This window comes from Polyangiaceae bacterium (assembly GCA_016715885.1).
Taxonomy (GTDB): Bacteria; Myxococcota_A; Polyangia; order Polyangiales; family Polyangiaceae; genus Polyangium.
In genome coordinates, this window is the sequence record JADJXL010000021.1 from 170,547 (window position 1) to 195,640 (window position 25,094).

Below are 25,094 nucleotides of genomic sequence, written 5' to 3' on the forward strand. Positions count from 1 at the left end.
ACACCAAGCATACACGTTGCCACGGGGCACGCAAGCGCTTCACGACAAACTCGTCAGAAACGATTCATGAAGGCAAACGCGTCTCGACGCGACGGCGGAAGCTTACAGGCAGGCAGGCATTTGCATGGCAGCTATCCACTCCGAGACGAGCTGAATGCCGGCTTGGTCCGGGAGGAGGTTCGGGATTTCCGGCATTTTGATTTCCGGATCCGTCGATTTCATGCGGAAGATCATGATGCTTTCTTCGGGTTTGCCCGGGACGACGTCGTATTCGAGCGCTCCGGTTCCCGAGCCCGCGGCGACGGTCCCCTTGCAAATTCCATTTTTCGTCGGATTGGTTTCCCATGCGAGGAGCACGAGACCAGATGACCCCCCGCCGCCGCCTGGTCTATGGCAATGGGAGCAATTCGCGTGAAGGTAGGCTCGGGCGCGATCGTCGAGAGGTGCAGATCCGAAGGGTTTTGACAGTGCCAGCAAGACGGCAGGGTCGGGCAATGGGGCATCGAAAATGCCGGCTTGCTCGAGGCGCGTGAGCTGGTTTTTTACGGCCCCGCCGTCATCGAGATCGAAGTTGACTTGGGGCGTGACGAGCCCCAGCAATTCGTTGACATCATTGCGCTCGTGGCAGTTGTTGCATTGGTTCGTATTGGGAATGATGTATTCTTGCGATGCTGCGGCGCCCATTTCGTCGATATAGTCGAGCGTGATGCGTTTGCCCGCCACCTTGCGATAGGCTTCCGTCTGTTCGTCGTTCCAAACATATGTATGTGAAGTAATGCCTTTTTCGGATGACGAGTCACGGATCAAGAGTCGCGTCTCGACGTGTTGCAACGTGCCGTTTGGATCGCGTTTGTCGCGAGGTAATGCGAAGTGTTTGACGACGATGGTTCCATCAGGGAAAACCCATGTTTCCTCGGGGCCAAACGTCACCTTTTGCCCCTCGGGCAATACGATGAATCGCTGTTTGTGCGCCCCATCGGACCAGAGCGGGGATACGACGTCGTAAGGAATCACCGCGGGCGCTGGTTTGATGTCCGATAGTTTACCTTCAAACAATCCGTATTCGCTCAGCGTCTCGTAGGGAATGGATGGAGCTGGCAGAGGTGGTTTGGTTTGTTTCGCCGTATCATCGCTGCACCCGGCGAGGGGCACCACGAGCAGTATCGTAATGGCATGTAGGAGCATCATGTCCGCGACTTTTGGCAAGATACCGCAGGTGATCATGCACGACGTATGTCACGATGGAAGAAGCAATGTCAACGCCGAAAATCGATTCGTATCTTTACCGAACGGAATACCGCCGTATCGGAATGTTTTCATCGAACCCCCAAACCTGCGCGTTCATCAAAAACTCGCCTTCCGCCGCGCGGACGTGGAGGCCAGGGAGACTGCGCGCATCACATTGCCGTCCAAAGAGTAGCGGATTGCCGAAGGCAACGTATCGCCCCGCTGGTAACTCGACTTATCGGTTTCCGGCGTGGACATCCCGAAATATTTGGCTTTTTCCACGACGCGGCTTCGGTTATTCTGCTGGCCAAGCGCGCTTTGTGACGTTGCAATTGTCGGAGGAAATACCATGCGGCGAGCATTCGACTTCACCTTGGTTGCCCTATTGGGGCTGTCGTTTCAGGTCGCAGCATGTGCTGAAGGCTCGACGTTGCAGCCCGCCAATGGGGGTGAAGGAGGCAACGGGGGTACGGGCAACGAGGGCGGAGGAGGCAGCGGGGGCAACGTGGGAGGAGGCGGCGGGGGGGGCAGTGGGTGTACGGAGGAAGTGTGCGACGGGATGGACAACGACTGTGACGGAATGGCGGATGAAGATTGCGAGTGTCTTTCGGGTCAGACGCAATTTTGTTACTCGGGTCCTCCGAATACGGCGAACGTCGGGTCTTGCAAAACCGGAATGCAGACGTGCGACGGGGCAACGAATACCTTTGGCGCGTGCGTGGGCGACGTGCTTCCGGGCACGGAAATTTGTAATGGTCTGGATGAAGACTGCAATGGCGTCGTGGACGACGGCATTCCGGAGAAAACGTGTGGTATTGGTGCGTGTGCGAACGTCGTTCCTGGATGTGTGGCCGGCGCACCTGGCATGTGCGTGCCTCTGCAGCCCTCGCCGGAGATATGCGATGGCATCGACAATGATTGCGATCAATTGACGGACGAAACGTATCCTGAAAATGGGCAAGGTTGCGACACGGGGCAACCGGGCGTATGTGCTGCTGGAACGAGCCAGTGCGTCATGGGTGCGCTGACGTGCGCACAAATGACGATGCCGAGCACAGAGCAATGCGACGGGCTCGACAACGATTGCAATGGAATGGTGGACGACAATCTCATGGGGCTCGGCTCGGCCTGTTCGACGGGACAGGTTGGGGTCTGTTCGATGGGAAGCCTTGCGTGTCAAGGTGGCGTCATCGATTGTTTTCCGAATGTGCCTGCATCATCCGAAGTATGCGACGGGCTCGACAATGATTGCGATGGCACGACCGACGAAGGCAATCCTGGTGGAGGCGGGTCGTGCAATACGGGGCTCATGGGCGCTTGTGCTCAAGGCACGAATAATTGCGTGGGGGGCATGCTCGTTTGTCAGCCCAATTCACAAGGGCAGAGCGAAACATGCAATGGTACCGATGACAATTGCAATGGGCAGGTCGACGAGGGCAATCCGGGATCGGGGCAAGTGTGCTCTTGTGGAGGAACGTCGAATTGCACGAATGGTCAAATCGCTTGTACGGGGTGCACCAAGGAGGTCCATTGCAACAATGGGCTCAATGACGACGGAGACGGCCAGACCGACTGCCAGGATTCGGATTGCGCGCTTGGTTGCGTGGCGAGTGTTGGGCCCTGCGCAGCCGGCGAAACGCTGCTCGTCCTCGCGTCGACCAACGTGCCCAAAGCCATTCCGGATTTTTCCAGCACGGATAGCACAGTCGTTTTCTCCGAAACGGCGACGGTCAAGCGCGTGGTGCTGCAAGTCAACGTGACGCACACGTGGATATCGGATGTATCGATATCGTTGACGTCACCGAGCGGCACGACGCTGAACATGACGAGCGGCAATGGCGGGTCGGGAACCGCTTACAACAACACGATTTTTCACAGCGGTTGTGCGACGTTGATCTCGTCGGGCTCGTCGCCTTTCAATGGGTGTTATGGACCCGAACAGGCACTCACGGGATTCAACAATCAGCCGCTCAAGGGCACGTGGGCACTGACTCTGGCGGACGAAGCTTTCTTCGACACCGGTACGCTGAATTCGTGGACGCTGGCGATGTGCGTGCAGTAGTGCGGCTCGTCGAGGCTACGAGCCTGGCATTTTGAAGGCTTCAATGGCCTTTTGGAAATCGGCCTCGAGTTTGCCGAACGATTCGGCGTGCGAAAACGCTATCACTTGAAACGCGCGAGGGCCTTCGGCAAAGAGTCCATATAGGTACTCGAACTGCGCTCCCTCGACCGTTGCCTTGGCATGCAAAATCCGACCCGTTTTCGGCTGTGAGGTCGAGGCACTTCGAGACAACACTTCACCGCGAAGGTTGGTTTTGATGTTGTCGGCAATGGCGTCGGCATACTTGTCCGGATCGATGACGGCACCGGGAGCTTCCTCGGCAATGACGAGAATATGCGCGCCCTTGTCGGGACGAACGATCCACCGGTCGGCAAGCTCGTTGTCTTGTTTCGCCGCCTGAGCGGTCCGCAAAAACCAACCTTCACCGGGAGGCGTGAGGACGTATTTTTGGGCAGCGCCGTCGACGCGCGTGACAGGATTCGGCTCGCAATCGTCTGGAGCGCCTGGTTTTTCGTCCGTGGGGGGCTTGAAAGATTCGACGATGCTTCGCAGTTCCGCTTCGACGGAGGCAAACGACGTGCGCGGGGCAAATGCGACGATTTGGAAACCATGTTCGTAATACCCGACGACGCCGACGAGCGATTCGATGGCGAGGCCGTTGACGGTCGATTGCGTGTGAAGCATGCGGCCGTCGTCCGGTCGGGTTCTCAGGGGCTTTCGATCGATGATGGCGAATTGCGTCGAAGCTTTTTTCGCGTTGTCGATGACGGCATCGGTAAGCGCGTCCGGCATTACCATACCGCCGGCGACCTTTTCGGCAATGACGATGACGTGAGCGTCGACGTCGGGCCTCGTGAGCCACCTGTCGGCGAGCGGGTTGTCCTTCTTGGCGGACTCACGTGTACGAAGACGCCACTTGTCCGAAGGGGTCGTGAGCTGATAATGCGACTCTTCCCCGGTCACGACGCCGGCGGGTTCGCTTTCGAGTTGCCCTGACGCGCTTTGAATGACCGACGCCAATGGGTTTTTCCCAGTCACCGTGGCCCCGATACCGACGAGACTGAGCAGCCCATAGATGCCGAAGAGTGCGCTGCCGACCGCAATGCGAGGTTTGCTCGCGTCACCAATGAGCAAAAGCAAGAGCGAACCGCTCACGGCCATTTGCATGACCGCAAGGAACATGTCGCCTTGCACGAGGCGGAGGGCGACGAACACCACGAGCCCGAGGGCTGCGCGAAAAATTGCCCAGGGCAGAACGCTCTTGCTCTTCGAGAGGAGCGCGATGCCAATGCCAACGTCGATGAGTGCGGGTAGAACCGATCGTCCGGGGGAGTCGAATGGGTTTTTGGAGGTCGGGTCGGCGGGTATGATGGCAAGCTCGAGCCCGACGATGATGGCGTTGGCGATGAGCAAGGCGCCGGCAATGCGCTGTCCAAGGGTCGCCTCGTAAGGGACGACCGGGGGCGGCGCGGGCTGCATCGGCGCGGTGGGCGGCGCGTATGCGTTGGTGTTGAATGGTTGCTCAGGGGTCGGATCGGGGTTCGTCATGGCACGCGCAAGGGATGGTACGCGATCGCGCGAAGGCGATGGAGAAAAACTTGCGACGTGGTGCACTTTGCCACGTTGCCCATGATGCAGGGCCGATACGTGGTGCGTCACTTCCCCGCGACGCGACTATCGTCCGCTTCGCGCTTCGTCACGCCTTCCCGATCGAATAGTTCGAGCAGCGGAATTGCCTGGCGCCGACCAAGGCCCGACAAATCCTTGAAATCCGCTATGGTCATCCGCCCTTGCTTCTCGAGGTGCGCTTTTACTTTGTCACGCAAACCATCAATGTCTTTCCGGAAAAACCAAAGCTCTCCTGCGTGAATGGATTGTCCTTCTCGAACGAGTTTCGCCAGGATGGCCTTGACTTCTTTGGGCACGGCTCCCGTTGCTTCTTTCACCATGAACTCGGTCAAACCCTTCAAGCCGGCTTTTTCGAGCGCATCGAGTGCTCGGCCCACGGGTCCTTCGGCACCACTACGTGCCGGAGCTGCCGCCGCCGACGGCGACCGCACGATATCGCCATCAATCACGAGTGGTTCTCCCGCCACCGTGCTGCTCGACGAAGCCGCCATTTTAATGATTTCGTCCGCCGCTTCGGCTCCCGCAATATCCGAAAGTCGCGTGCGCAACGTTTCCTTCACCATGCCTCGATCGAGCGGCGCCTTGCGATGATGCTCCACGACCCACACGCGTGCTTTCGCCGCCAGTTCAATGAGCGCCGTGCGCAACATGAATCCGTATTTTTTCACTCGAACGAGCTCGCCCTTGTCCCCGAGCTTGTCTCCTGCCCGTTCGAGATCGACGGCGGACATCGAAAAGCGCGACGGCAATTCATGGCGTGGAAACGGATGCGGCGACGATTCATTTGCCAATGCACGCATCACGTCCTGCGGTTCACGGGCCTCTACCAAATTCTCCAAAACCGCTCGCCGCAGCCCTCGAGGACGCTTACGCGGAGGTCGCGCATCGAGAACGATTCCTCCACCCAAGACAGCACCTGACGGACCATCGATATCGGAACCTCGAATGACGAACCGATCGCCTCCAACGACCGCCAATGCATCGGCCAATCGAAGTCGTGCGAGATACCGCCCATCTTCGAGCGGATCACCCAGAATATCGAGTTTCCCAGAAGAGCGCGCGGTACCGACATAAACAGAAATGGTCATGCCATGACGAACGGGGGCAACGGCACGCAATGAAACATCGAGGCGCCTCGTGGGCAAGGCCGTCGCATCATCCGTGACGAGATCGCCGCGATGTACCGATTCCAGTGGCAGTCCTGCGATATTCAATGCAAGGCGCGTTGGGGCTTCGGCAAGGTTGACGGGTTTGTCGTGTACGTGAAGGCCGCGCGCCGCAGTTTTGTGCACTTCGCCTTCGGCGCTACGCTGGCCAGCTCGGCCCGTACCGACGACGAAGAGCGGCGCGCCTGCAGCGATCTGCCCGGCAACGAGAGTGCCCGTGACGACCGTGCCGGCACCTCGAACGGAAAACACGCGGTCCACGCTGAGACGAGCTCGAGGCGCGGCGGCAGGAGGCGGAAGCTCGAGCAGCGCGCGCTTGACCATCGCGCGAACGTTGTCGAGGCCTTCGCCGGTGCGTGCAGAGCAAAGAACGACATCGGTTTGCATGCGCCCCGAGAGCAGCTCGACGGCTTCGTCACCCGCAAGCTGCGCGAGCTCTTCGCCGACGCGATCCATTTTGGTGACGACGACGATGGCCCGGCGAATTCCGAGCAGCTCGCACGCCGCGATGTGTTCGCGCGTCTGGGGCATGACGCCTTCGTCGGCTGCAACGACGAGCAAGACGAGCTCCATGCCGACGGCGCCCGCGATCATCGTGTGCACGAAGCGGCGATGACCGGGCACGTCGATGATGCTGACGTCGATGGATTCGTCGAGATGCCAGGGGGCGAAGCCTAGTTCGATGGTGATGCCACGGCGCTTTTCTTCAGGGAGACGATCGGTGTCGATGCCCGTGAGCGCTCGGACGAGGGTGGTTTTTCCATGGTCGACATGGCCGGCAGTGCCGAGAACGAAGCGGCGCACGGGGCGAGGTTAGCGCGGATTCGACGAGCGACACAGGAAGGATGGCGCGTTAGGGGGAACACTCGCAGGTAATGTATGGAAACGCACGGTTGAACCAAGGTGCCGACCGACCAAGGTGCCGCCACTTTTGGGACGACCAAGGTGCCAGCCACTTTTGGGCGCAGGGCGCGTCCGCCGTCGCCGTCCAAAGGTGCCGCCACTTTTGGGCGCAGGGCGCGTCGGCGCCGTCGTCCAAAGGTGCCAATCACTTTTTGGGACCAGGACCAAGGTGCCAACCACTTTTTGGACCAAGGTGCCAACCACCTTTTTACTTGAGAGCGGCATCACCGCTGTTCCCGAAAGCATGTCTCGGCACCTTCCACGACTGTTTCTTGTCCAAACCGCTTCCGTCCACTATCCTGCGCACTTGGCAGCGGAGATCGTTTCTGAATGCGCGGCTCTTCGGACGAAAACAAGTATTTGGACTTTGGTCACGAGACAGCCTCGAACGACCTCGCCTGGACCAACGATGTCGTCGACGAGTTTTTCATTCAGACCGATGCGATCCGCGACTTCTTGACCCGCACCCCAACGCGCCCGTTCATCGCTGGCCCCAAGGGCAGCGGCAAGAGCTTGCTGCTTTTCAAGCGCCTGCTGCATGCCAAGACGCAACCGGGTGTCATCGTCCTGCCGCATCATCCTGTCAAAGCTTACAGCCCCGCGCTCGATTTCTCCACCGCCCCGTTTTGGCACCTGTTCAAGGATGACAAACCCGTCATGCACTTGTGGGGAAGCCTCTGGTCGTGGGCTCTTTGCCGCACCATCATCGCCGGATGGTACGAGCACGAACGAATGACGCACCATGACAAAACGCTCCGCATGGCGACGATGGCCGAGCTCATGGTCGATCGTCGGCACGATCCTTTCGAGCTCGTGTTCGATTACTTGCACGAAGTCGACACCGGGCTCAATCGGCGGCGCGGCCGGGCGCTCGTCCCCGATGTTTCGGATTTGCGCAATTTCATCGTGCGTAATGCCGACGAATATCCGCCGACGTACGTATTCATCGACAACCACGATGATGCTTTCGAGGAGCAACCGCAGTATTGGATAGCATCGGCGTACGGCGCATTTTTGGCCATCGAAGAATTGCATGCGCTCACCAATCGCCGCCTCCATTGCATGCTCACATTGCGTCCCGAAGTCATTTGGCGCCTACGTGAAAGCCAGCATTTTCCCAAATGGTCCAGGGACATTTTTCAAATCACGTGGGAAGACCACGAGCTCATGGCGCTTTTTCGAAAGCGCGCTTCATATCTGCACCGTAGTTTGCTCGCGCGACCCGATCTTGCTCAATCCGATCCCATGCACGCCTTTTTCGGCGACGAGCTCGTCGATCCGGCCACCGGTAAAGTCACCATTCGCACGGTGAACCTCGAAACGGACGAGCCCATTCACGAGCGTGTCGAGAGCTATCTTTTGCGTCACACGCTGCGGCGTCCGCGCGACCTCATCGTGGTCGGCAATGAAATTTTGGAAAAGGTGCGCACTCCGGTCGTCGCTGGGGAAAGCCGCGCGCGTCGCATTCGTGATGGAGTCAATGCTGCGAGCCGCGTGATTCGCGACGGTTATCTCGCGGAATGCGAAAGTCGCTGGCCGTGGCATGGCGACGATGCATCATTGAAATCGTTCATCAAGCGTTACATTCGGTACAACATCATCCCTCAGACGGAACACGCGCGCATCAATCGTGAATTCGCCGAACGTATTGGCCAGGACCCGACGGTGACCGATCCGCTGAGTGCGCTGGTGACGTTCGGCCTATTGGGCTTTCCCGTCCCCGATGCCAATCAACCCGTAGCAGTGCAGCGATTTCTCCGGCCGGATGAAAGCACGTCGGCGCAAATTCCTTTGAGTGCCGATTATTACCTCGTGCACCCCGTCTTGTATGGCGATCCGTTTCATATTCAGCCCGTCAAAGGACAAGCCGTCGGGCCGAATCTGCCATTCGACCCAATGAAGGTCAATTGGGATGCCCGCATTTCCCAAGGAGCGCGCAGGTCTTCCATTCCGGATTTCCAGAATGTCACGGTGTTTTCCTGGATCCACCTCTCCGACTTGCATTTCGGTGCAGGAAATATCTCGCATCGATTCGATCAAAAAGCAGTGGCCAGGTCCATTCTTCGAGACATCGAGACGAATGCTCCGAAGCATCCCAATTACGTTTTCATCACGGTTGCTCGTAAGTGACGTCCACGCTCGCGTGCGCTCGAACCCCGAAGACCTCGACGAACGCCTACATGACGACGACGCGCGCAAAGCTTTGACCCAAAAGCTCGAAGCGTACGCCGCATTTGCGAAAAAATACGGCGTATCGAGCAGGCGTCGAGGCCCCGTTGAAATCGATTGGTCGGACGCTCAGCGCATCGATCCATATGGTTATCCAATTCGTCTCGTGGGACTCTCCACCGTTTGGGTCAGTGACGCGTCGGACGGTCGAGAAGCTCCGCACGCGACCGATCCATTCGTGCCCAACATGGTGCTCGGTCCGGCGCAAATTCGCAGCAAGGTCGATGGTACCCCCGACGACGAATTGCTTTTCTTGCTTACGCACCACCCGCCCGAGTGGTACCACCGAATTTCAGTGGATACTTTATCGAGTGCCTTGTCGCGTAAAACGCATATTCACCTGTGCGGGCACGTGCACGATGCATCCGCACGCGCCGTCAAACGTTTTGGTGCGTCGTTGCGCGCGGTTCGTTGTGTGGCGGGCGCAGCGCACGGTTCGCCCTCCGAGGGTGATCATGGTTATGCATGGGGAGCATTGCGTTGGAATGCGCAACGAGCTCGCTGGGAAGTCGGTTGGGCTCCAAGGGTTTATCGCCCCGATCCCGAAGGGATGTATCCAATGGCATACCCGCTCGATCCGTCCGGGTATGCGTGGGAAGAAATCGACCTCGCGTGGACCCCGCCGCCCGTCCCGAATTCCCTGCCGAATCCACCATCGAGCTCAATGCGGTGGGGGTGAGCGCTGCGCGAGCCCGGCGCTGACGGGCCTCTATTTTTCGCCACACGGTCGTCGCAAAATCATCGCGAATGCGTCGCCTTGCGTATCGCCTCGAGGCGCGACGAGTACTGCGGCACCATCCGGTGCAGCCATTGCATAACCTGCAAAACCACCTTGACCAGGACCGTGCGCGTTGTCCACGAGCGTCACGACATCGGACGCATTTGGCGTTTGTCCGAAAGGTACGAACAGCGCACGCACACTGCTGTACCAGGCATTACCGCCTCGTTCTTCGTCTTGACCCGCCGAATGAATGGACGCCACGATGCCGTCGTCCGTCGCACCTGCCGATAAAAACGACCCCTCCGCTGGCAGCGTGAACACGTCGTTCACGCCGAGCCCGTCTTCGGATAGTTTTCCAATTCGCCAACCCACGCGAGCTGCTTGCCATGCGAGCAGCGGACCTTCGCGCGTCATGAACGCTTGCGGATCCTGCAAATCCTGCTCGACGCCGCTCATCGTATACGGCACGCCATCGAATTCGCCCTTCATTGGATTGATTTTGCGTGCCCAGAGCCCTTTGGCATCGAAACGCGACCATGCCGTGAGAATTCGATCGCCCCACGTAAGACTCATTGATTCCGCCACGACACCCGGGCCGATTTCTTCTTGCTTGTGATTGCCTGCTCGATCGAACCACCGCAGCACCATATGCCGCTTGGCCTCTTCACCCTCGGGCATGATCGACAAACAGCCGGATGCACTACAATGAAGCCATGGCGATTCGGATGCCTTTGCGTCCGGACGCACACGCGAGCCTATGAGGGCGCTATTTTCGAGGTTCCACGGCACGAGCTCACCCGGCGACCCCAGGAAAAACAACGCACGGTCCGACCATAATGCAAATCGGTTTGGCTCGTCCAAAGGCAGCTTTTTCGAGCAGCTCGATGCGCCCGATCCGCGGCTCTTTGGGATCACGAACGTCGACCAGCACCCATGCGGGATCGGATATTGGTTTGTCCGAGCCAGTTCGCAGCACCCAAATGAAATGCTCGCGTGCATGCGCTGAGACAAACCCTGTGTCGAACGCCTCGGGTAATACTACATTTTCGACTTTACCGCTGACGAGCCGCAGCAGCACGCGATGTCCACCCGATTTGCCCAGGACCCACGTATGATTCGCCGCTCGGCCGAGCCACTGCACGTCGCGCAGATCGATGGGCTGACGTTCGAGCGGATTCGCAGGGCAGCTCGCAACCGCCGGCGCGACCGGCATTGCAGTTGGCACCGGCGCAGGACGAACGCGCACGGGCCCACAAGCGACGAGAGATGCTGCGAGAATGAGTCCGACGGTGGAAAAAGTCTTCTGAACGGTCATGGGCAGTCGACGCGACGTAGGGTCCTACAACTTCGTACGAACGCGCTCGCGCGTCAAGCGGTACGTGGTGGCATCGTCAAATGCTGCGGACGCCATCGACTTTCCCGATGCAGAGCGAAATTCCTCGTGCACGAATCGCGACGAGCTGTGATATACGACAGCGCCATGGTTCTCACTGCGCCGCCCGCCGCTCGTCCGCCTCGTGATGCCCACCGGATCGACGAAACCAAGCTTGCAAGATGGTTCGAGCAGCACGTGCAGCGTTGCCGAAGCGGAGGTCGCGTCACGGCGCTTCAATTCAAAGGTGGTCAGTCGAATCCGACGTATTGGGTGGGTTTTACCGGGAACGATGGGGCCGGAAATGCAATTCGTTCTCCGCAAGAAACCGCCGGGGCAACTCTTGCCTTCCGCGCATGCCGTGGAACGCGAATACCGCATCATCCGAGCGCTCGGCGAAGCGAACGTGCCCGTGCCTCGTGCGATTGCACTTTGCGAGGATCCAGGCGTCATTGGAACGCCGTTTTTTGTGATGAACTATGTTCCTGGGCGGATTTTTTGGGATCCAAGGCTCCCGGATGTGGCGACTTCGGACGAGCGGCGGGCCATTTACGATGATCTCGTGCGGGCACTGGCTGCGCTGCATCGAGTGGATTACGTTGCTGCAGGGCTCGAAGATTACGGCAAAATTGGGGGCGCGCGTTGGTCGAAGCAATACGAAGCGTCGCGTACGTCGGAAGTGCCCTCGATGGAGGCGCTGATGGCGCATTTGAGCGCCCATGTTCCGCCCGATGACGAAACGACATTGGTCCATGGCGATTATCGTCTGGATAATGTCATCATTGCGCAAGATGGTCCAAAAGCGCTGGCGATCATCGATTGGGAATTATCGACGCTCGGGCATCCCATCAGTGATTTGGCCTATTTTTGTATGGGGTATCATTTGGCATTGCCCGGCCGCGGGAGCCTCGTGGGGGTCGATTTGAAAGAGCTGGGAATTCCTAATGAAACCGAGGTCGTGGAGACGTATTGCCGGCTCACGGGGCGCGAAAGCATCGAGAATTGGCCCTACTTCATGGCATTTGGCATTTTCCGGCTGGCGGCCATCGCGCAAGGCGTTTACAAGCGCAGCTTGCAAGGAAATGCAAGCTCCGATCAGGCGAGCATGTACGGCGCAGCCGTGGGCGTTTTGGCCGATTTGGGATGCGGGATTTTGGGGATTCGAGCCTGAGAGCCTGCCATTAACGAAAGACGCAAATCGGGGGGGTATGGGGGGCGTCCGCGCCTCGCCGTGCTTTTGCGAAGCAAAAGCACCGGGAGGCGAGCCGCGGACCCCCCCATCGTAAACTGGCCTCGCGAAGCGGGCGTCCCACGCCCGCGGAGCGAGCGCACAAATCCAGGCCCGCATTCAAACTGCATAGCTCTCTGTCAGAATGTGGTCCCAGCATGCTCGTACGTGCTGCTCTTCCGTGTGCGTTCCGCCGATTGCAATGCGAAGCACGTACCGAGCGGGTTCGCCATGTACGCCCGGAAGAACCGTATGCGTCAAAAACGTTTTTCCTGTTGCATTGACGCGATCGAGCAGCAACGCGTTTCGCTTGTCAATCGATGCCGGCTGCTCGCCTTCGCGCGGGCGGAGCCGCAAACACACGAGCGACAGCGATCGCGCAACGACCTCGAAACGCGCGTCGGCATTGACCCATTGTTCCAATTTATCTGCTAGCGCTACGTGACGCCTGATGTGCTCGCGCAAGCCAGTTGCACCGTAATGGCGCATGACGAACCATAGTTTCAGCGCGCGAAAACGACGACCGAGCGGAATTTGCCAATCTCGATAATCGATGACACTGCCGCTACCACTGGCCGCGTTGCGCAGGTATTCCGGCGTCACCGAGAGAGCCGACAACAGCGCCTGCTTGTCGCGTGTGTAAAATGCATTGCAGTCGAAATTCGTCAGAAGCCATTTGTGCGGGTTCCACGCGAGCGAATCTGCGCGCTCGATGCCCTCGAGAGGCGCGCGCAATTCAGGACAAACAAAAGATGCGCCGGCCCACGCTGCATCGACGTGAAGCCATCCACCCATCCGAGAAAAATCCGACCGCGACAAGACGTCAAAGATGGCAGAAAGATCGTCGAATGCGCCCGAGGATGTCGTTCCAAGCGTTGCACAGACGAAGAACGGTTGCCGCCCACGCGCAATGTCCTCGGCAATGGCTTTTTCGAGCAAGTCGGGACGCATGCGAAAACGATCATCGGTCGCAATGGTGCGCAAGTGGTCGTCAGCCGTGAGGTCACTCGTCACGTCCGCAATGAGCGCGGCTTTTTGAATGGCAGAATGCGCTTGCGTCGATGCGTACGCGACGAGCGGCCCGTGGTTTGGATTTCGCGCGCGTACGCGCTGCCTCGCGGCAACCATCGCAACGAGCTCCGCTTCACTCGCGGTTCCTTGCACGACACCACCGCCTGTCGGGGATGTCGAGAAAAACTCCGCGGGCAAACCTGAAAGTTCGCCGAGCCAATCGAGCATCCGCGTTTCGATTTCCGTGCACGCGGGGCTCGTGGACCAAAGCATGCCCTGAACACCGAGACCTGCGGAGAGCATTTCGCCGAGCACCACGGGGCCCGATATGTTCGCGGGAAAATAGGCGAAAAAAATTGGGTGATTGCCAGTGGGTAATGCCAGGAAGGACGATTCTTTCGAGGTCATCGAAGACCGCATTCCAATCACCCTCCATGCCAAACCCATGCTCGGGCGGATGAATCGGCAATTTCGATGCAGTCTCACCGGGCCGAACGGGCGAACGCACGGGGAACGATTCGACGCGTTTCCAATAGTCGACGATGAAATCGACCATTCGATACCCAAGGCGTCGGAACGTTTCGGGATCAATATGACCAAGCGCAGGGTTGTTCTCGTTTTCTTGCGTTGTCATGTTCGTCCTGGCGAATGCGGCATTGCGTGTTCATGGAAACGAAGAGCCGTCGCGATGGTCAAGATCGCGACGGCTCTCGAGCAGCCTGCGGAGTCTCTACTACGAGTTTCTACGCGCTGCAAACGGACGCAGAGATGTGTTCAGATGTTGCCGAGCCGGCCGTCGATCGCTTTCCAAGAAACGTTGGCGAAGAAGTCATCGAGGTACTTGGCGCGCTCGGTCGGCTTCAAATAGGCGCTCCAAGCATGCTCCCAAAGGTCGAGCACGACGATGGGCGAGTGGCCGGCGGGGTGCCCTACGTCGTGCCGGTCAATCCAGTAATTGTCGAATTGCTTGCGAGCGGGATCGAAATAGGTGACCGCCCAACCAACGCCCGGCATTTTCGCAACGCCCAGCATGTCCTTCTTCCAGTCGTCGAAGCTGCCGAATTGCCGCGCAATCGCTTCGGCAAACTTGCTCTCTTTGCTGTCGGTTCCGCCCGGCGTGAGATTGTCGAAATAGTACTCGTGAAGCAAAACGCCGTTGATTTCCCAGCCGGCACGACGCTTCAACTCGTTGTACTCGAAGCTGCTCGCCTTGCCGTCCGCAACCATGGACGCAAGCGTTTCATTGAGCTTGTTCGAGCGCGTGACGTACCCATTGTAGAGCGTCAGGTGAACGGCAACTTGGTCGTTCGTAATGCCTTGAAGGTCTTTCAGTGACGAATAATCTTTCGCGACATATTTTGCAGGGGTCCAGGCCATGGTCGTCTCCTCTCCGCGTTCCGTGCCGCGGGCGATGTCGCTCAGTAAACGCGAATGGAGCGGATTGCAAGCAATTTGTCAACCTATCGGCAACTCTCCAAAAGATTGGCACCAGGACGGACGAGCGCGCCAGGGACGATTCTCGCGGGCCATCAGTTTGCGTGTTTGGCACAGCGGACGCCTGTGCTGACGTGGCCGGTGCGGTGATCGTATGCGTATCGGAACGTGGACTTGGCAACGGAGGAAGCGAAATCCCACGAACCTCCGCGTAAAACGCCTTTCTCGGCAGGTTTGTCCACGAGCGGATCGCGGCGTGCGTCTTGGGTATAAGCCTTTTGATCGAATGAATCGGCGACCCATTCCCAGACATTGCCTGCCATATCGAGCGCCCCGAACGGGCTCGCATGCTGCGGGAACGAGCCCACGTCGATGGGTCCGCGAGGGCGGCCAGTACATTCCCCGGCATTACGTCCGTGCCCATGGCGCATGTGGGATTGTCGTTGCCCCAGGGGTAGACGCGTTCGTCCGACCCGCGAGCAGCATATTCCCATTCCGCTTCGGTGGGCAATCGTTTGCCAACGAATGCGCAATAAACGCCGGCTTGCGCTCGGTCGATGCAATTGATGGGCTTTCGTTCGCTGCTCGCATCGGCCGTCGTGCAGAATGATGAAAACTTGGCGACGACGGCATCGTCCACGAATGGCCCGTGCACGCCGCTTGGCGTGCATTTTTTTGCAGCCACGCATTTGTTGTAATCACCCGCCGTAACTTCCGTGCGATCGATGTAAAATGGCCGCGATATGACGACCGTGTGCGGCGGCTTTTCCGTTTCACCCGCTTTCGCGTGTCCCATGATGAAACTGCCTGCAGGGACGAGAACCATATCGGACGGCACAGCGGGAACTTCGACCGAAGGTAACCACTCCACGCCAATGCGATTCGCCGTGTTCACCGATTTTGCCATCGCACGTTCTCGAATGAAAAGCGACGCGCCCACGAAAGCCGCGACGATGGCAACCGATCCTGCCATGGCCATCAGTGATCGCCGTGAAGACGAAGCCGTCTGCGAAGGGCGCTGGCTATTGACATGCGCGGCCGTCGTGCGATTGACGGTTGCAGGAGAGTCGAGCGTGGGGGGCAATGGTGCGTCCGGACGAACGGCAGCATCCTCGATCGGCTGAGCAAGTGCGTCCCGCAGAGCGCTCCAAAAAGCGCGTGCGGAGGTGTATCGCGCCCGAGGTTCGACCGCGAGCGCCTTTAGAAATACCGATTCCATCGCATCGCTCGTGCGCACGCCGCGGCTGCGCGGAGTCGGACGAATGGAAATGTCGGTCGTGGCAATGTAAAGCTGCGTCGCATCGTCTCCATCGAGCGCGCTATGGCCGGTGACCATTTCAACGAGCACCAGCGCGAGCGCATAGACGTCGGTCCAGGGCCGGTTGCACCGAAACGTCGATTGAATTGCTCGGGAGCTCCATAATAGGGCGTGAACATCGACGGAGCCTGCCCGGTTTGCTCGAATGCGCGCGTGATCGACGCATTTTCGGCAATCACCTTGGCAATGCCGAAATCGAGCACTTTCATCGTCGGTACGCCGTCGACGTCGGTCGTGAAAAAGTTCGCGGGCTTGATGTCGCGGTGGGCAATGCCCTCGTCATGCGCGGTGGCTACAGCCATGGCCGCTGGCTCGAGCAGCTCGATGGCGTCCTCGATAGCCATTGGGCCGCTCCCATTGCGACGACGTTTGGCGAGGTGATCTTCGAGCGATTCGCCTCGAAGCCATTCCAATACGAGGTACGGCGTCCACGTACCGTTCGGCGCGACGGCGGCGCCAATATCCAACGCTTGCACCACGGCAGCCGTCGAGCGCGACAACTTGCGCAGGATTCGTCCTTCTTCGAGAAAACTCTGATGAAAACGTTCGCGCTCGCCAGCCGGCAACGCCGCGGGAATCTTCAAACATTTGATCGCGACGGGTTCCCCGAGACCCAGGTGCTGCGCGCGATAAACGACACCAAAACCCCCCTCGCCAACGACTTCGTCGACACGGAACTTGCCATCGATGGTTTGGCCCACCCAGGCAAAAGGATCACTGTGCGACGCGGACATGCGAGGGCCTCATTCTAACGCACTACGCGGCCCGAAGGTCAATCCTCGACACGGCCCGCTCGCCGCTTTTTCCGGAGCGAGGTTTGCTTTTTTTCGTCGAGGCGTTTTTCCACGGCACGTTTGGACGGACGCGTGGGCTTTCGAGGCTTTGGACTTACCAAGGATGCCGCGACGAGGGCCCGGATCTTTTCGTATGCATCCGCAATATTTTTGACTTGATCTCGAGTTTTTTGGCTTGTAACTCGCAATTTGCCATCGGCGTCGAGCCGTGATTGCGCCTTCGCGGCAAGACGAGCTCGTGCAGCCTCGTCGAGACCCGTGATGGCCGAAAGATCGACCCGCACGTCCACCTTGGAAGCCACCTTGTTGACATTCTGTCCGCCAGGCCCCGACGCACGCGTGGCCGTTACGGTCAGCGCGCTCTCGGGAATGTAAACGTCCTTCGTAACGACGATTGTGATGCTTGGCGGGAGCGAAGGCTGGGCATTCATGACACTTGCGGCGTGGCAGCGTACTTCGGCCGAACGCGATGTACAACGTATTCCTTGCATTCCTGTCGGAAATGGCCCTACGATGTCACGAAGGAACCTCAACATGAATCGGCATTGGTCCTTTTTGTTGCTCGGGCTTGCGGCTTTCACGCCTGGATGTGGGCCGGATATCGCCGCGCTTTGCGAAGCGCAGGAAGCCTGTCTTGGTGGTAATGACGCAGACATCGACGCGTGCGAGGTAGCCTTCGATGGGGCGCGGGGTAACGCGTACGATATCGGATGCGGTGAGGAGTACGATCTATTGATTGAATGCTTCACGCCGCAATACGAATGCATGACCGCGGGTGCTTGTTCGACGAGCGACGAGTGCAACGGTAGCGCATGCATCAATGGCGAATGCAAACGCTACGGTGTGGACGGCGCGAATGCAGATGCATGCGAAGCGCAACTGAATGCATATTCGCGGTGTGATTGAGGAGGCGGATACCATGAAGCGATCCATCATTGCTAGATCCATTCTTTTGCTCGGGCTCTCCGCTTCGATCACCGGGTGCACGCAGGCCGCCAAAGTCTGCGACCTCATTTGTACCTGCGAACATTGCAATGATCAGGACAAGGTCGAATATTGCAATGACCTCGAAACGGCATACGACGTCGCGGATGCCTATGCTTGCGGTGACGCGTGGAATGCGTACATGGTCTGCTTCGAAGAACGCGGCACGTGCGACGAGACCGAGGCGAGGTTTTCGGTGCGAAATGACGCCGGTGAAAACCGGTGCCAAAAGGAAGAAGATGCATACCTGGATTGCGTCACCGATGCATCCGCACACGATGGCTCGGACGGCAACTTCAATTGACGCCTCTGACGCTCAACTCGACGGCCATCGCATCGCGAGAAGCTTCCACTTGGCCTTCGAATACTGCGATACCTTCACCGAATTGCTCTGATTGCCCCCGAGCAACACCCAATGCGTTTTCGTCTCTTCGACGAGAAATGCAACGTGGTTTCCCGTCGCCGTGAGGCTGGAATTCGCCATGCCAGCGTTGTACACGACCGCGATGGCGCCATAACGTGACGTCGACGAGCTGCCCCACTTCTTCCAGCTCGCCGCTGCTGCGGAATCAGTCCCCCGTATTCCGCACTGCTTCATGCACCAATTCACGAATGACGAACACCACGCCACTTCATCCGAACGCGCACGCAAGCCGGTGGTCGCATGGTACGCAATGATGCGCGGATTGGCCGCTCTTCCGCGCACTTCGCGCGTCCCTTCCTCCTTTTTGGCGACCTTCATCCACGCCGGACCATCACCCGAAGCCGGCTTCGCATTCACTGCTGGATCAGTATCCGGTGTGTCCGCGTGTCGATCGACGAAGCTGCTGCCGATGTTTTTCGCGTCGGCCGCGAGCACTGCGTCCCACGTGCCCGGACCAACGATGCCGTCGACTTTCAGCCCTCGCTTGCGCTGAAAATCGCGCACGATGGCATCCGTACGCGGACCAAACTGACCGTCGGCCGGCACGTTGTATCCCCATCGCCGTAGCTGCTGCTGCAACTGTCGCACTTCGTCACGCAAGTGCGGTCCAGCATCGCCATATCCACAAGGCATGCGCAACGTCGGGCGTAGCATGCACGCTATTTTACTCCTCGAGCGGCTTCTCTGCGAACCATCTCATGAGTCGCTCGAGATTTTCTCGATCTTCGTCGTCGAACGCGTTCGGCCGATCCGAATCGATGTCGAGCACCGCGATGAGCGCGCCGGAAACGTCGAATACCGGCACGACGATTTCGGAACGGGAACGAGCATCGCAGGTGATGTGACCCGGAAACACATGCACATCCGCGACGATGACCGTGCGTCGCTCTTGCGCCGCAGTGCCGCATACCCCTTTGCCGAAAGGGATTTCGAGGCACCCGAGCGTCCCTTGATAAGGTCCGACGCGCAGGAGATTCGGCCGGACCACGCGGTAAAAACCCGTCCACAAATGGCCGAATCCATGATGCAAAAGTGCGCTCGCAGTCGCCATGGCAGCAGTGGGATCCGTGATCCCCTCGAGACAAGCTCGGAATGCGCTGCCCAATTCGTCGTATGCGACGGGCTTTGCCAGGTTACGCACGTCAGGTGTCGACTCGGCCATGGTTCATTCGCCTCGCGCGAAGTGTGCGGAAAGGATTTGCATTTGGAAAGAGTCGATCTCGACAGATGCCTCGATGATGTGCGTCAATGGCAGCAGTTACCGCACCCGCGTCAAGGGCGGGAGAATCTGAAAGCTCGCTACGGAGGCGCTTATCATGACAAAGCAGGATGCCACTACGGCGCAAAGTGAGGATCGTTCCATGGTCTCGAATGGCAAACGTGCTGCAACGTTCGGTCTCGTCGCGCTCGCTCTTTCGGGCTGTATCGTCGTGAGGGTACCTCCGCCTGCGCGCAACGATCCCTTCCAGCCGCCCAGCGCGTCGGCGATCACCATCGCAAAAGGAAACACGCACCGCATGCGTCTCGACTGCGGCGCGCAGCAAGTCTTCAAGTCGCCCATGGCACCCATCGAGAACCTGGTCATCGAGTACAACGCGGAAAACCTGAGCCCCCTCAAACAGGTCCCCTCGGCCCCCATTCGGCTGACCTGGCGAGGACCAGGCGCTGCGATGGACGTTCCGTTCAACGTGGGCAGCCAAAGCACGCGCACGGCGATGGGCAGCGTCACGATGAACGTGAGCGCGGGCGCGCATGAGTTTGTCGTGGCCATGCCGAACGGACCCGACTGCGGCCCGACGAATTTCAAGGTTGTCTTCCGCTGATCGCCGCCGCGCCTTGATTTGAACGCTCGCTCCGCGCGCGTGAGACGCGGCATAGAGGGAGAGGGCGAATCGGTTACAGTTGATCCGGGGGGGGGCCGAGCTCGCCTGCTTTTGCAAGCGCAAACCCCCGGGAGCAAGCCTCGACCCAACGAGAACTAAGCCTCGCGAAGCGCGCGTCCCACGCGCGCGAAGCGAGCCACCAACTCCAGTCCCGGCTTCAAGACGACAAAAAACCGAAAGGTCCGAAGGACTTGCATCCTTCGGACCTTGTCGGGGCGAGTGGATTTGAACCACCGACCCCTTGACCCCCAGTCAAGTGCGCTAACCAGGCTGCGCTACGCCCCGAACTGCTCTGTGAAGTCATGCCCCGCAGAGCGACCGGCACGCTAGCCGAATCGCGACGGAATGCAAGCACTTACCGAAACTCGTGCTGCGCCACCGGCGTTCCGTCCCGCATCACCGCGCGAATAGCCGCTGCGATTGCTTCTCGCGAAGCATCCGCAAGCAAAATTCCCGGATCAGTTCGGGCCCACGTTGCCAGATCCCCCGACGCAGTTGCCACGACCGGCACGCCAAGCGCTCGCGCTTCCCGCACGACCGTAGGAGCTGCTTCGGCTCGCGACGCGTGCACGAGCACGCTCGACGCCGCAATCCACGCAAGCGCCTCGGTTCGCGATACGAGCCCCACGAACGTCGCCCGCGCTCGAGCCGTGCGCGCGACATGTTCGAGCTCCGCGCGCGATGGCCCATCACCCACCAAGACGATGGGAGCTCCGATCAAAGCAGCAGCTTCGATCGCCAAATCGTGTTGTTTGGGCTCGATCAATCGACCAACGGCCACGACAAACCCAAGCCGATTCGCACGCATCGATGCGCGAATTTCGTTCACTCTCGTTGTCACGTCGGGCAGCTCGATGGCCGCAGGTTCGACATACGACGCCTCGGCCAAACGCCCTTGCAGTTTGAAAGGGAGCGCGCGACAGAGCGTTTCGAGCGACGCTCGTGCAACGAAACGGAAACGCGTTTCTCGTTCGACGAGAGCCGTCACGACAGCCGAACGCAGTGGCGCCGCAAGTGCACACAGAAGCCGCACGTCCCCGCCATGCGCGACGACTTCGAGCGGCGCCGAGTGATCGATGAGGAGCGGCACACCCGAAGGAACGATCCAGTGCCCGATGACGCGATCGACACGTCCAATCGATGCGATTCGCGCACGCGCAGCCGAGCCGAACGAGAAGGCATGAAGCAAACGCAGCGGGTTTGTCCGGGCGCGCGTCGCCACGCCGGGCCAGCCAAACAGCGATCCTCCACCAGCTCGATGAACGAACAGCGACGGCGCAGCCGGATCCTGTTCGATCGGATCCGTGGCCGCTCCGAGCGGCGCCACGACGTGCACTTCATGCCCGCCTCGAGCCAGCATTCGAGCCTCCGCACGAACGAAGTGTCCCGAAGGATCTTCGTCATGCGCGGGGTACGATGTCGTGACGAGAAGGAGTTTCAACGGCGGACAAAGGCGCTCTTCGACACGCGAGCGGTGATGCGTGGACCGAGACAAAATGAAAAACGCCGAATCGCTCGTGCGAAAATCGGCGTTTCAAGGAACCGGATGAGCGTCGATCTATTGCACGACGTCCATCTTCGACCGCTTGCGACGACGGCGAGCAGCCTCCGATGCCTTCTTGCGACGCTTGACCGAGGGCTTCATGTAGTGCCGGCGCCTCTTGAGCTCGCGGAGAATTCCCTCAGCGGCCATCTTCCGCTTGAGGTGCTTGATCGCGCGCTCGATTCCTTTGTCACCCACGGCGACTTCGAGCGGTTTGCACTGAATGGCGTCGGTCGGCATTTCTGAACGCGTCCTCTCGGTTCTCTCGTTGTCTGTAAAGTCTGTGTTGGGGTTCGGCCCGGTCATCGGACCGTGCACTGGAGATGCCAGCACCCTTGGTTTCACCGAAGCGAGCACGATCTCGCGCACGCATGGGTAACCTTGCGGGGGGCGGAGTATGTCAAAGGGGTTTTCACATGGCAAGTCGGGTCTTGCATGTTTTTTGCGCGTCAGATCCGCGCAAATCCGAAACACCCGCAGCCATCTGTCGTTAGCTGCCCTTCAATCATCCCTCAGTCAAAGTATTTCTGTACACAAATGAGATTTTTCTTTCCTTTATAGATCTTGCAATTGAGAAAGATTCTAACTACTGCCGGTTCTGCGAACCACGAGGTCGCGTGGCCGGTGGATGTTGTCGGGACTGAGCGGCATGGGCGTGACGGCAAGGGCAGTGATGGATGGCGATGCTCGCGTGACCGAGATGTTTGCGCGTGTTCGAGCGTCGGGCCTCAAGCTCACCCCGCAACGCATGGCCATCGTGCGTGAAATCGCGCTCGATCCAACGCATCCAACAGCCCAGGAGCTCTTCGAACGGCTGCGCGTGTCGATGCCGACGATGAGTTTTGCCACCGTCTACAACACGCTCGATGCGCTCTCGTCGGCGGGGCTCTGTGCGGCTTTGAGTTTGTCCCCGGGAGCCGCTCGGTTCGACGCCAACATGCGACCGCACAATCACGCCGTCTGCGATCGCTGCGGGCTCGTTCGCGACGTGCCTCGAAGTGAACAGCACGAGCCAACCGAAACCGATGACGACGTCTCGGCGGGCGTCGTGCCGGGTTTTTCATTGCGGACGGTCGAACGAATTTACCGCGGAATTTGCGCTTCTTGTTCTGAGGAAAAACCCTCGGGACATTCGGACAAACCCTGACGTTTTCGCGAGATCTTTTCAGCCGACTGGGACATCGTTCGCAGTCGGTAGCGCAGGTGGATGTTCATCACCTGCAGGCAGTGCAAGGAGGAACAACCATGTCGAAGCAACTTGCAGGAACCAAGACACACCAGAACCTCAAGGATGCGTTTGCCGGCGAGTCGCAGGCAAACCGTCGCTACCTGTATTTCGCAAAGGTCGCGGACGTCGAAGGTCGTCCCGACGTGGCGGGTCTGTTCAAGGACACGGCCGATGGTGAAACGGGCCATGCGCACGGACACCTCGACTACTTGAAGCAAGTGGGCGATCCGGCGACGGGTTTGCCCATCGGCACCACCGAGAAAAACCTCAAGGCATCCGTCGCTGGCGAGACGCACGAGTACGAAACGATGTACCCGGGCATGGCCAAGGAAGCTCGCGAGGAAGGCTTCGACGACGTCGCCGAGTGGTTCGAGACGCTCGCGAGGGCCGAGAAGTCGCACGCGGGGCGCTTCAAGAAGGCGCTCGACAACCTCGACTTCTGATCACGCATGGCAAAGTGCGAGCGATGGACGAAAAACCGTCGCTCGCACTCGTCGACTCGTTGCAGCTCAAACGTTCTACCCGACGAGAAAATCCGTGAGCGTCATCCCGCGTAAGCCGCCCGCACCTCCGGCCGTGAGCCCTCACGACCCGCGTTATTACGACCCGCGCGACCTCGAAGCCGAACTGCGTCGAGCATTCCAGATCTGCCACGAATGCCGCATGTGCGTGAACTACTGCGGCTCGTTCCCCGTCTTGTTCAAGCACGTCGATGCAGCCATCGAAAGCGGCCGCGCCGAAGGTGCCGAGACCATCGACGACGCAGCGATCGAAGCGGTCAGTGACGAGTGTTGGCAGTGCAAACTTTGCTACATCAAGTGCCCGTACACGCCGGATGAAGACGCGTCCGAGATGCTCGACTTTCCGCGTCTCATGGCGCGTGAAAAGGCCAATCGCGCCGCGCGTAAAGGCATCGCTTTCGTCGACCGTATCCTCGGCGAACCGCAACTGATCGGAGCGCTCGGTGGCGGCGTGATGGCGCCGATGTCCAACTTCGTCCTCGCAAGTCGCTTGGTGCGCAAAGCGCAAGAAAAAGTGACGGGCATCTCGGCAGAATTTCCGCTTCCGCCGATGGCGCGCGAATCATTCTCTGCGTGGTTGTCCGGACATACCCGCAACGAAAAGGCCGGACAGAGTGGCGAAGTCGTGCTCTTCGCGACGTGCTACGGCGAGTACAACGTGCCGAATGTCGCGCGCGCTGCGACGCTGGTGCTCGAGCACAACGGCGTGCGCGTGCGCTTCCCGGGCGTCGGTGATGACGCTGGCCAAAGTTTGACGTGTTGCGGAATGCCAAACCTCGACGGCGGCGACGTTGGTGCCGCGGTTGAAAAAATTCGTCACAACGTGAGCCTCATGTTGCCTCACGTGCGCGCAGGTCGGCAGATCGTGGTGCTTGGACCGACGTGTGGCTACACGATGAAGAAAGAGTGGGTCGAGTACGTGCCCACGGACGAGACGCGAGCCGTTGCTGCTGCGACGGTCGACCTCATGGAGTTCATGGTCAAACTCGGTCGCGAAAAGAAGCTCGTACGGGACTTCCCATCGAGTCTCGGAAAGGTCTCGTATCACGCGGCATGTCACCTGCGCGCGCAGAAGATCGGCATTCCCGGAGCGCGCGTGCTCGGCATCGTACCGGACACCGACGTGACCGTCGTCGAGCAATGTTCGGCTGTTGATGGCACGTGGGGCATGAAGGAAAAACATTACGAGACCGGACGAAAGTACGCGCAGAAGTTGGTGCGTGAGGTTTCGAATAACGAACCGGATCTCGTCGTGAGTGATTGCACGCTTGCGGGACTTCGCGTCGTCAAAGAGACGGGGCATCACGTGATGCATCCCATCGAAGCCCTCGCGCAGGCATACGGGCTCTTGTCCAAGAATGAGCTAGCAGCACCGTCGACGAACGCGGAGCAAGCCTGAGAGGATCGAAGAGGAGAA

General features: G+C 59.3%; 21 protein-coding genes, 1 tRNA gene and 3 pseudogenes. 11 read left to right on the top strand and 14 right to left on the bottom strand.

The window, feature by feature from the left end:
- Positions 1–102: 102 nt before the first annotated feature.
- The gene (locus IPM54_31665) at positions 103–1,188 is read right to left on the bottom strand and encodes a hypothetical protein (protein ID MBK9264347.1); all 1,086 of its coding nucleotides are present in this window, start codon (positions 1,186–1,188) and stop codon (positions 103–105) included.
- Between IPM54_31665 and IPM54_31670 the strand changes: the two genes are divergently transcribed.
- Positions 1,187–1,420 (top strand): hypothetical protein, encoded by a 234-nt coding sequence (locus IPM54_31670; protein MBK9264348.1) that lies wholly within the window; start codon positions 1,187–1,189, stop codon positions 1,418–1,420. The two genes, IPM54_31665 and IPM54_31670, sit on opposite strands and share 2 nt — an antisense overlap.
- A 156-nt stretch (positions 1,421–1,576) precedes the next feature.
- Positions 1,577–3,289, top strand: coding sequence for a proprotein convertase P-domain-containing protein (locus IPM54_31675; GenBank protein MBK9264349.1), 1,713 nt, complete (start codon positions 1,577–1,579; stop codon positions 3,287–3,289).
- A gap of 15 nt (positions 3,290–3,304) precedes the next feature.
- On the opposite strand, the gene IPM54_31680 is transcribed toward IPM54_31675, so the two are convergent.
- Positions 3,305–4,837 carry a hypothetical protein gene (locus tag IPM54_31680; protein ID MBK9264350.1) on the bottom strand — a complete coding sequence of 511 codons (1,533 nt, stop codon included), beginning with the start codon at positions 4,835–4,837 and terminating at the stop codon, positions 3,305–3,307.
- A gap of 107 nt (positions 4,838–4,944) precedes the next feature.
- Positions 4,945–6,888 carry a selenocysteine-specific translation elongation factor gene (gene selB, locus IPM54_31685; GenBank protein ID MBK9264351.1) on the bottom strand — a complete coding sequence of 648 codons (1,944 nt, stop codon included), beginning with the start codon at positions 6,886–6,888 and terminating at the stop codon, positions 4,945–4,947.
- Between the two features lie 429 nt (positions 6,889–7,317).
- Between selB and IPM54_31690 the strand changes: the two genes are divergently transcribed.
- Together IPM54_31690 and IPM54_31695 are read left to right on the top strand one after the other, a co-directional pair.
- Complete coding sequence (locus IPM54_31690; protein ID MBK9264352.1) at positions 7,318–9,117, top strand: hypothetical protein; 1,800 nt, start codon at positions 7,318–7,320, stop codon at positions 9,115–9,117.
- Between the two features lie 13 nt (positions 9,118–9,130).
- Positions 9,131–9,895: a hypothetical protein gene (locus IPM54_31695; protein MBK9264353.1), complete on the top strand. Its 765-nt coding sequence runs from the start codon at positions 9,131–9,133 to the stop codon at positions 9,893–9,895.
- Between the two features lie 30 nt (positions 9,896–9,925).
- Here the strand turns inward: IPM54_31695 and IPM54_31700 are convergent, their stop codons facing one another.
- Both IPM54_31700 and IPM54_31705 read right to left on the bottom strand, forming a co-directional pair.
- Complete coding sequence (locus tag IPM54_31700) at positions 9,926–10,684, bottom strand: hypothetical protein (GenBank protein MBK9264354.1); 759 nt, start codon at positions 10,682–10,684, stop codon at positions 9,926–9,928.
- A 46-nt stretch (positions 10,685–10,730) separates the two neighbouring features.
- On the bottom strand, positions 10,731–11,252 hold the full coding sequence (locus tag IPM54_31705) for a hypothetical protein (GenBank protein MBK9264355.1): 522 nt from the start codon (positions 11,250–11,252) through the stop codon (positions 10,731–10,733).
- A gap of 165 nt (positions 11,253–11,417) precedes the next feature.
- Between IPM54_31705 and IPM54_31710 the strand changes: the two are divergent.
- Positions 11,418–12,480, top strand: a pseudogene (locus IPM54_31710) (phosphotransferase family protein).
- A gap of 177 nt (positions 12,481–12,657) precedes the next feature.
- Here the strand turns inward: IPM54_31710 and IPM54_31715 are convergent.
- The 4 genes and pseudogenes from IPM54_31715 to arfB form a co-directional block, all read right to left on the bottom strand.
- A pseudogene (locus IPM54_31715) lies at positions 12,658–14,182 on the bottom strand (aspartate aminotransferase family protein).
- A 140-nt stretch (positions 14,183–14,322) separates the two neighbouring features.
- A complete protein-coding gene (locus tag IPM54_31720; GenBank protein MBK9264356.1) occupies positions 14,323–14,925 on the bottom strand; it encodes a superoxide dismutase in 603 nt (200 codons plus the stop codon).
- A 152-nt stretch (positions 14,926–15,077) separates the two neighbouring features.
- Positions 15,078–17,034: pseudogene (locus tag IPM54_31725) on the bottom strand (SUMF1/EgtB/PvdO family nonheme iron enzyme).
- A gap of 38 nt (positions 17,035–17,072) precedes the next feature.
- On the bottom strand, positions 17,073–17,525 hold the full coding sequence (gene arfB, locus IPM54_31730) for an aminoacyl-tRNA hydrolase (protein ID MBK9264357.1): 453 nt from the start codon (positions 17,523–17,525) through the stop codon (positions 17,073–17,075).
- A gap of 103 nt (positions 17,526–17,628) precedes the next feature.
- On the opposite strand from arfB, the gene IPM54_31735 reads away from it, so the two are divergent.
- Together IPM54_31735 and IPM54_31740 are read left to right on the top strand one after the other, a co-directional pair.
- The gene (locus IPM54_31735; GenBank protein ID MBK9264358.1) at positions 17,629–18,000 is read left to right on the top strand and encodes a hypothetical protein; all 372 of its coding nucleotides are present in this window, start codon (positions 17,629–17,631) and stop codon (positions 17,998–18,000) included.
- Positions 18,001–18,013: 13 nt separating this feature from the next.
- Positions 18,014–18,382: a hypothetical protein gene (locus tag IPM54_31740; GenBank protein MBK9264359.1), complete on the top strand. Its 369-nt coding sequence runs from the start codon at positions 18,014–18,016 to the stop codon at positions 18,380–18,382.
- Positions 18,383–18,394: 12 nt separating this feature from the next.
- Here IPM54_31740 and IPM54_31745 read toward each other — a convergent pair whose 3' ends face one another.
- Complete coding sequence (locus IPM54_31745) at positions 18,395–19,156, bottom strand: TIGR02594 family protein (GenBank protein ID MBK9264360.1); 762 nt, start codon at positions 19,154–19,156, stop codon at positions 18,395–18,397.
- Between the two features lie 10 nt (positions 19,157–19,166).
- On the bottom strand, positions 19,167–19,664 hold the full coding sequence (locus IPM54_31750) for a GAF domain-containing protein (protein ID MBK9264361.1): 498 nt from the start codon (positions 19,662–19,664) through the stop codon (positions 19,167–19,169).
- A gap of 154 nt (positions 19,665–19,818) precedes the next feature.
- On the opposite strand from IPM54_31750, the gene IPM54_31755 reads away from it, so the two are divergent.
- Positions 19,819–20,325: a hypothetical protein gene (locus tag IPM54_31755; protein ID MBK9264362.1), complete on the top strand. Its 507-nt coding sequence runs from the start codon at positions 19,819–19,821 to the stop codon at positions 20,323–20,325.
- A 270-nt stretch (positions 20,326–20,595) separates the two neighbouring features.
- Here the strand turns inward: IPM54_31755 and IPM54_31760 are convergent.
- From IPM54_31760 to rpsU, 3 genes are all read right to left on the bottom strand, one after another.
- Positions 20,596–20,670, bottom strand: a tRNA-Pro gene (locus tag IPM54_31760).
- A 70-nt stretch (positions 20,671–20,740) separates the two neighbouring features.
- On the bottom strand, positions 20,741–21,826 hold the full coding sequence (locus IPM54_31765) for a glycosyltransferase family 4 protein (protein ID MBK9264363.1): 1,086 nt from the start codon (positions 21,824–21,826) through the stop codon (positions 20,741–20,743).
- Between the two features lie 117 nt (positions 21,827–21,943).
- Positions 21,944–22,168, bottom strand: a complete 225-nt coding sequence (gene rpsU, locus IPM54_31770; GenBank protein MBK9264364.1) for a 30S ribosomal protein S21 — start codon at positions 22,166–22,168, stop codon at positions 21,944–21,946.
- 460 nt (positions 22,169–22,628) lie between these two features.
- On the opposite strand from rpsU, the gene IPM54_31775 reads away from it, so the two are divergent.
- The 3 genes from IPM54_31775 (at position 22,629) to IPM54_31785 (ending at position 25,076) form a co-directional block, all read left to right on the top strand.
- Positions 22,629–23,075 (top strand): transcriptional repressor, encoded by a 447-nt coding sequence (locus IPM54_31775; GenBank protein ID MBK9264365.1) that lies wholly within the window; start codon positions 22,629–22,631, stop codon positions 23,073–23,075.
- Between the two features lie 98 nt (positions 23,076–23,173).
- Positions 23,174–23,599: a rubrerythrin gene (locus IPM54_31780; GenBank protein ID MBK9264366.1), complete on the top strand. Its 426-nt coding sequence runs from the start codon at positions 23,174–23,176 to the stop codon at positions 23,597–23,599.
- Positions 23,600–23,693: 94 nt separating this feature from the next.
- Positions 23,694–25,076 carry a hypothetical protein gene (locus IPM54_31785; protein MBK9264367.1) on the top strand — a complete coding sequence of 461 codons (1,383 nt, stop codon included), beginning with the start codon at positions 23,694–23,696 and terminating at the stop codon, positions 25,074–25,076.
- The last annotated feature ends 18 nt before the right edge of the window (positions 25,077–25,094 follow it).

Excerpts from the sequence above, each read along its gene's own strand:
- IPM54_31775 (MBK9264365.1), top strand. The coding sequence starts at position 22,629 with ATGTTTGCGCGTGTTCGAGCGTCGGGCCTCAAGCTCACCCCGCAACGC.
- IPM54_31675 (MBK9264349.1), top strand. The coding sequence starts at position 1,577 with ATGCGGCGAGCATTCGACTTCACCTTGGTTGCCCTATTGGGGCTGTCG.
- IPM54_31720 (MBK9264356.1), bottom strand. The coding sequence starts at position 14,925 with ATGGCCTGGACCCCTGCAAAATATGTCGCGAAAGATTATTCGTCACTG.
- IPM54_31755 (MBK9264362.1), top strand. The coding sequence starts at position 19,819 with ATGACAAAGCAGGATGCCACTACGGCGCAAAGTGAGGATCGTTCCATG.
- IPM54_31735 (MBK9264358.1), top strand. The coding sequence starts at position 17,629 with ATGAATCGGCATTGGTCCTTTTTGTTGCTCGGGCTTGCGGCTTTCACG.
- IPM54_31780 (MBK9264366.1), top strand. The coding sequence starts at position 23,174 with ATGTCGAAGCAACTTGCAGGAACCAAGACACACCAGAACCTCAAGGAT.
- IPM54_31670 (MBK9264348.1), top strand. The coding sequence starts at position 1,187 with ATGTCCGCGACTTTTGGCAAGATACCGCAGGTGATCATGCACGACGTA.
- IPM54_31665 (MBK9264347.1), bottom strand. The coding sequence starts at position 1,188 with ATGATGCTCCTACATGCCATTACGATACTGCTCGTGGTGCCCCTCGCC.
- arfB (MBK9264357.1), bottom strand. The coding sequence starts at position 17,525 with ATGAATGCCCAGCCTTCGCTCCCGCCAAGCATCACAATCGTCGTTACG.
- IPM54_31745 (MBK9264360.1), bottom strand. The coding sequence starts at position 19,156 with ATGCTACGCCCGACGTTGCGCATGCCTTGTGGATATGGCGATGCTGGA.
- IPM54_31750 (MBK9264361.1), bottom strand. The coding sequence starts at position 19,664 with ATGGCCGAGTCGACACCTGACGTGCGTAACCTGGCAAAGCCCGTCGCA.
- IPM54_31690 (MBK9264352.1), top strand. The coding sequence starts at position 7,318 with ATGCGCGGCTCTTCGGACGAAAACAAGTATTTGGACTTTGGTCACGAG.
- rpsU (MBK9264364.1), bottom strand. The coding sequence starts at position 22,168 with ATGCCGACCGACGCCATTCAGTGCAAACCGCTCGAAGTCGCCGTGGGT.
- IPM54_31705 (MBK9264355.1), bottom strand. The coding sequence starts at position 11,252 with ATGACCGTTCAGAAGACTTTTTCCACCGTCGGACTCATTCTCGCAGCA.
- IPM54_31680 (MBK9264350.1), bottom strand. The coding sequence starts at position 4,837 with ATGACGAACCCCGATCCGACCCCTGAGCAACCATTCAACACCAACGCA.
- IPM54_31740 (MBK9264359.1), top strand. The coding sequence starts at position 18,014 with ATGAAGCGATCCATCATTGCTAGATCCATTCTTTTGCTCGGGCTCTCC.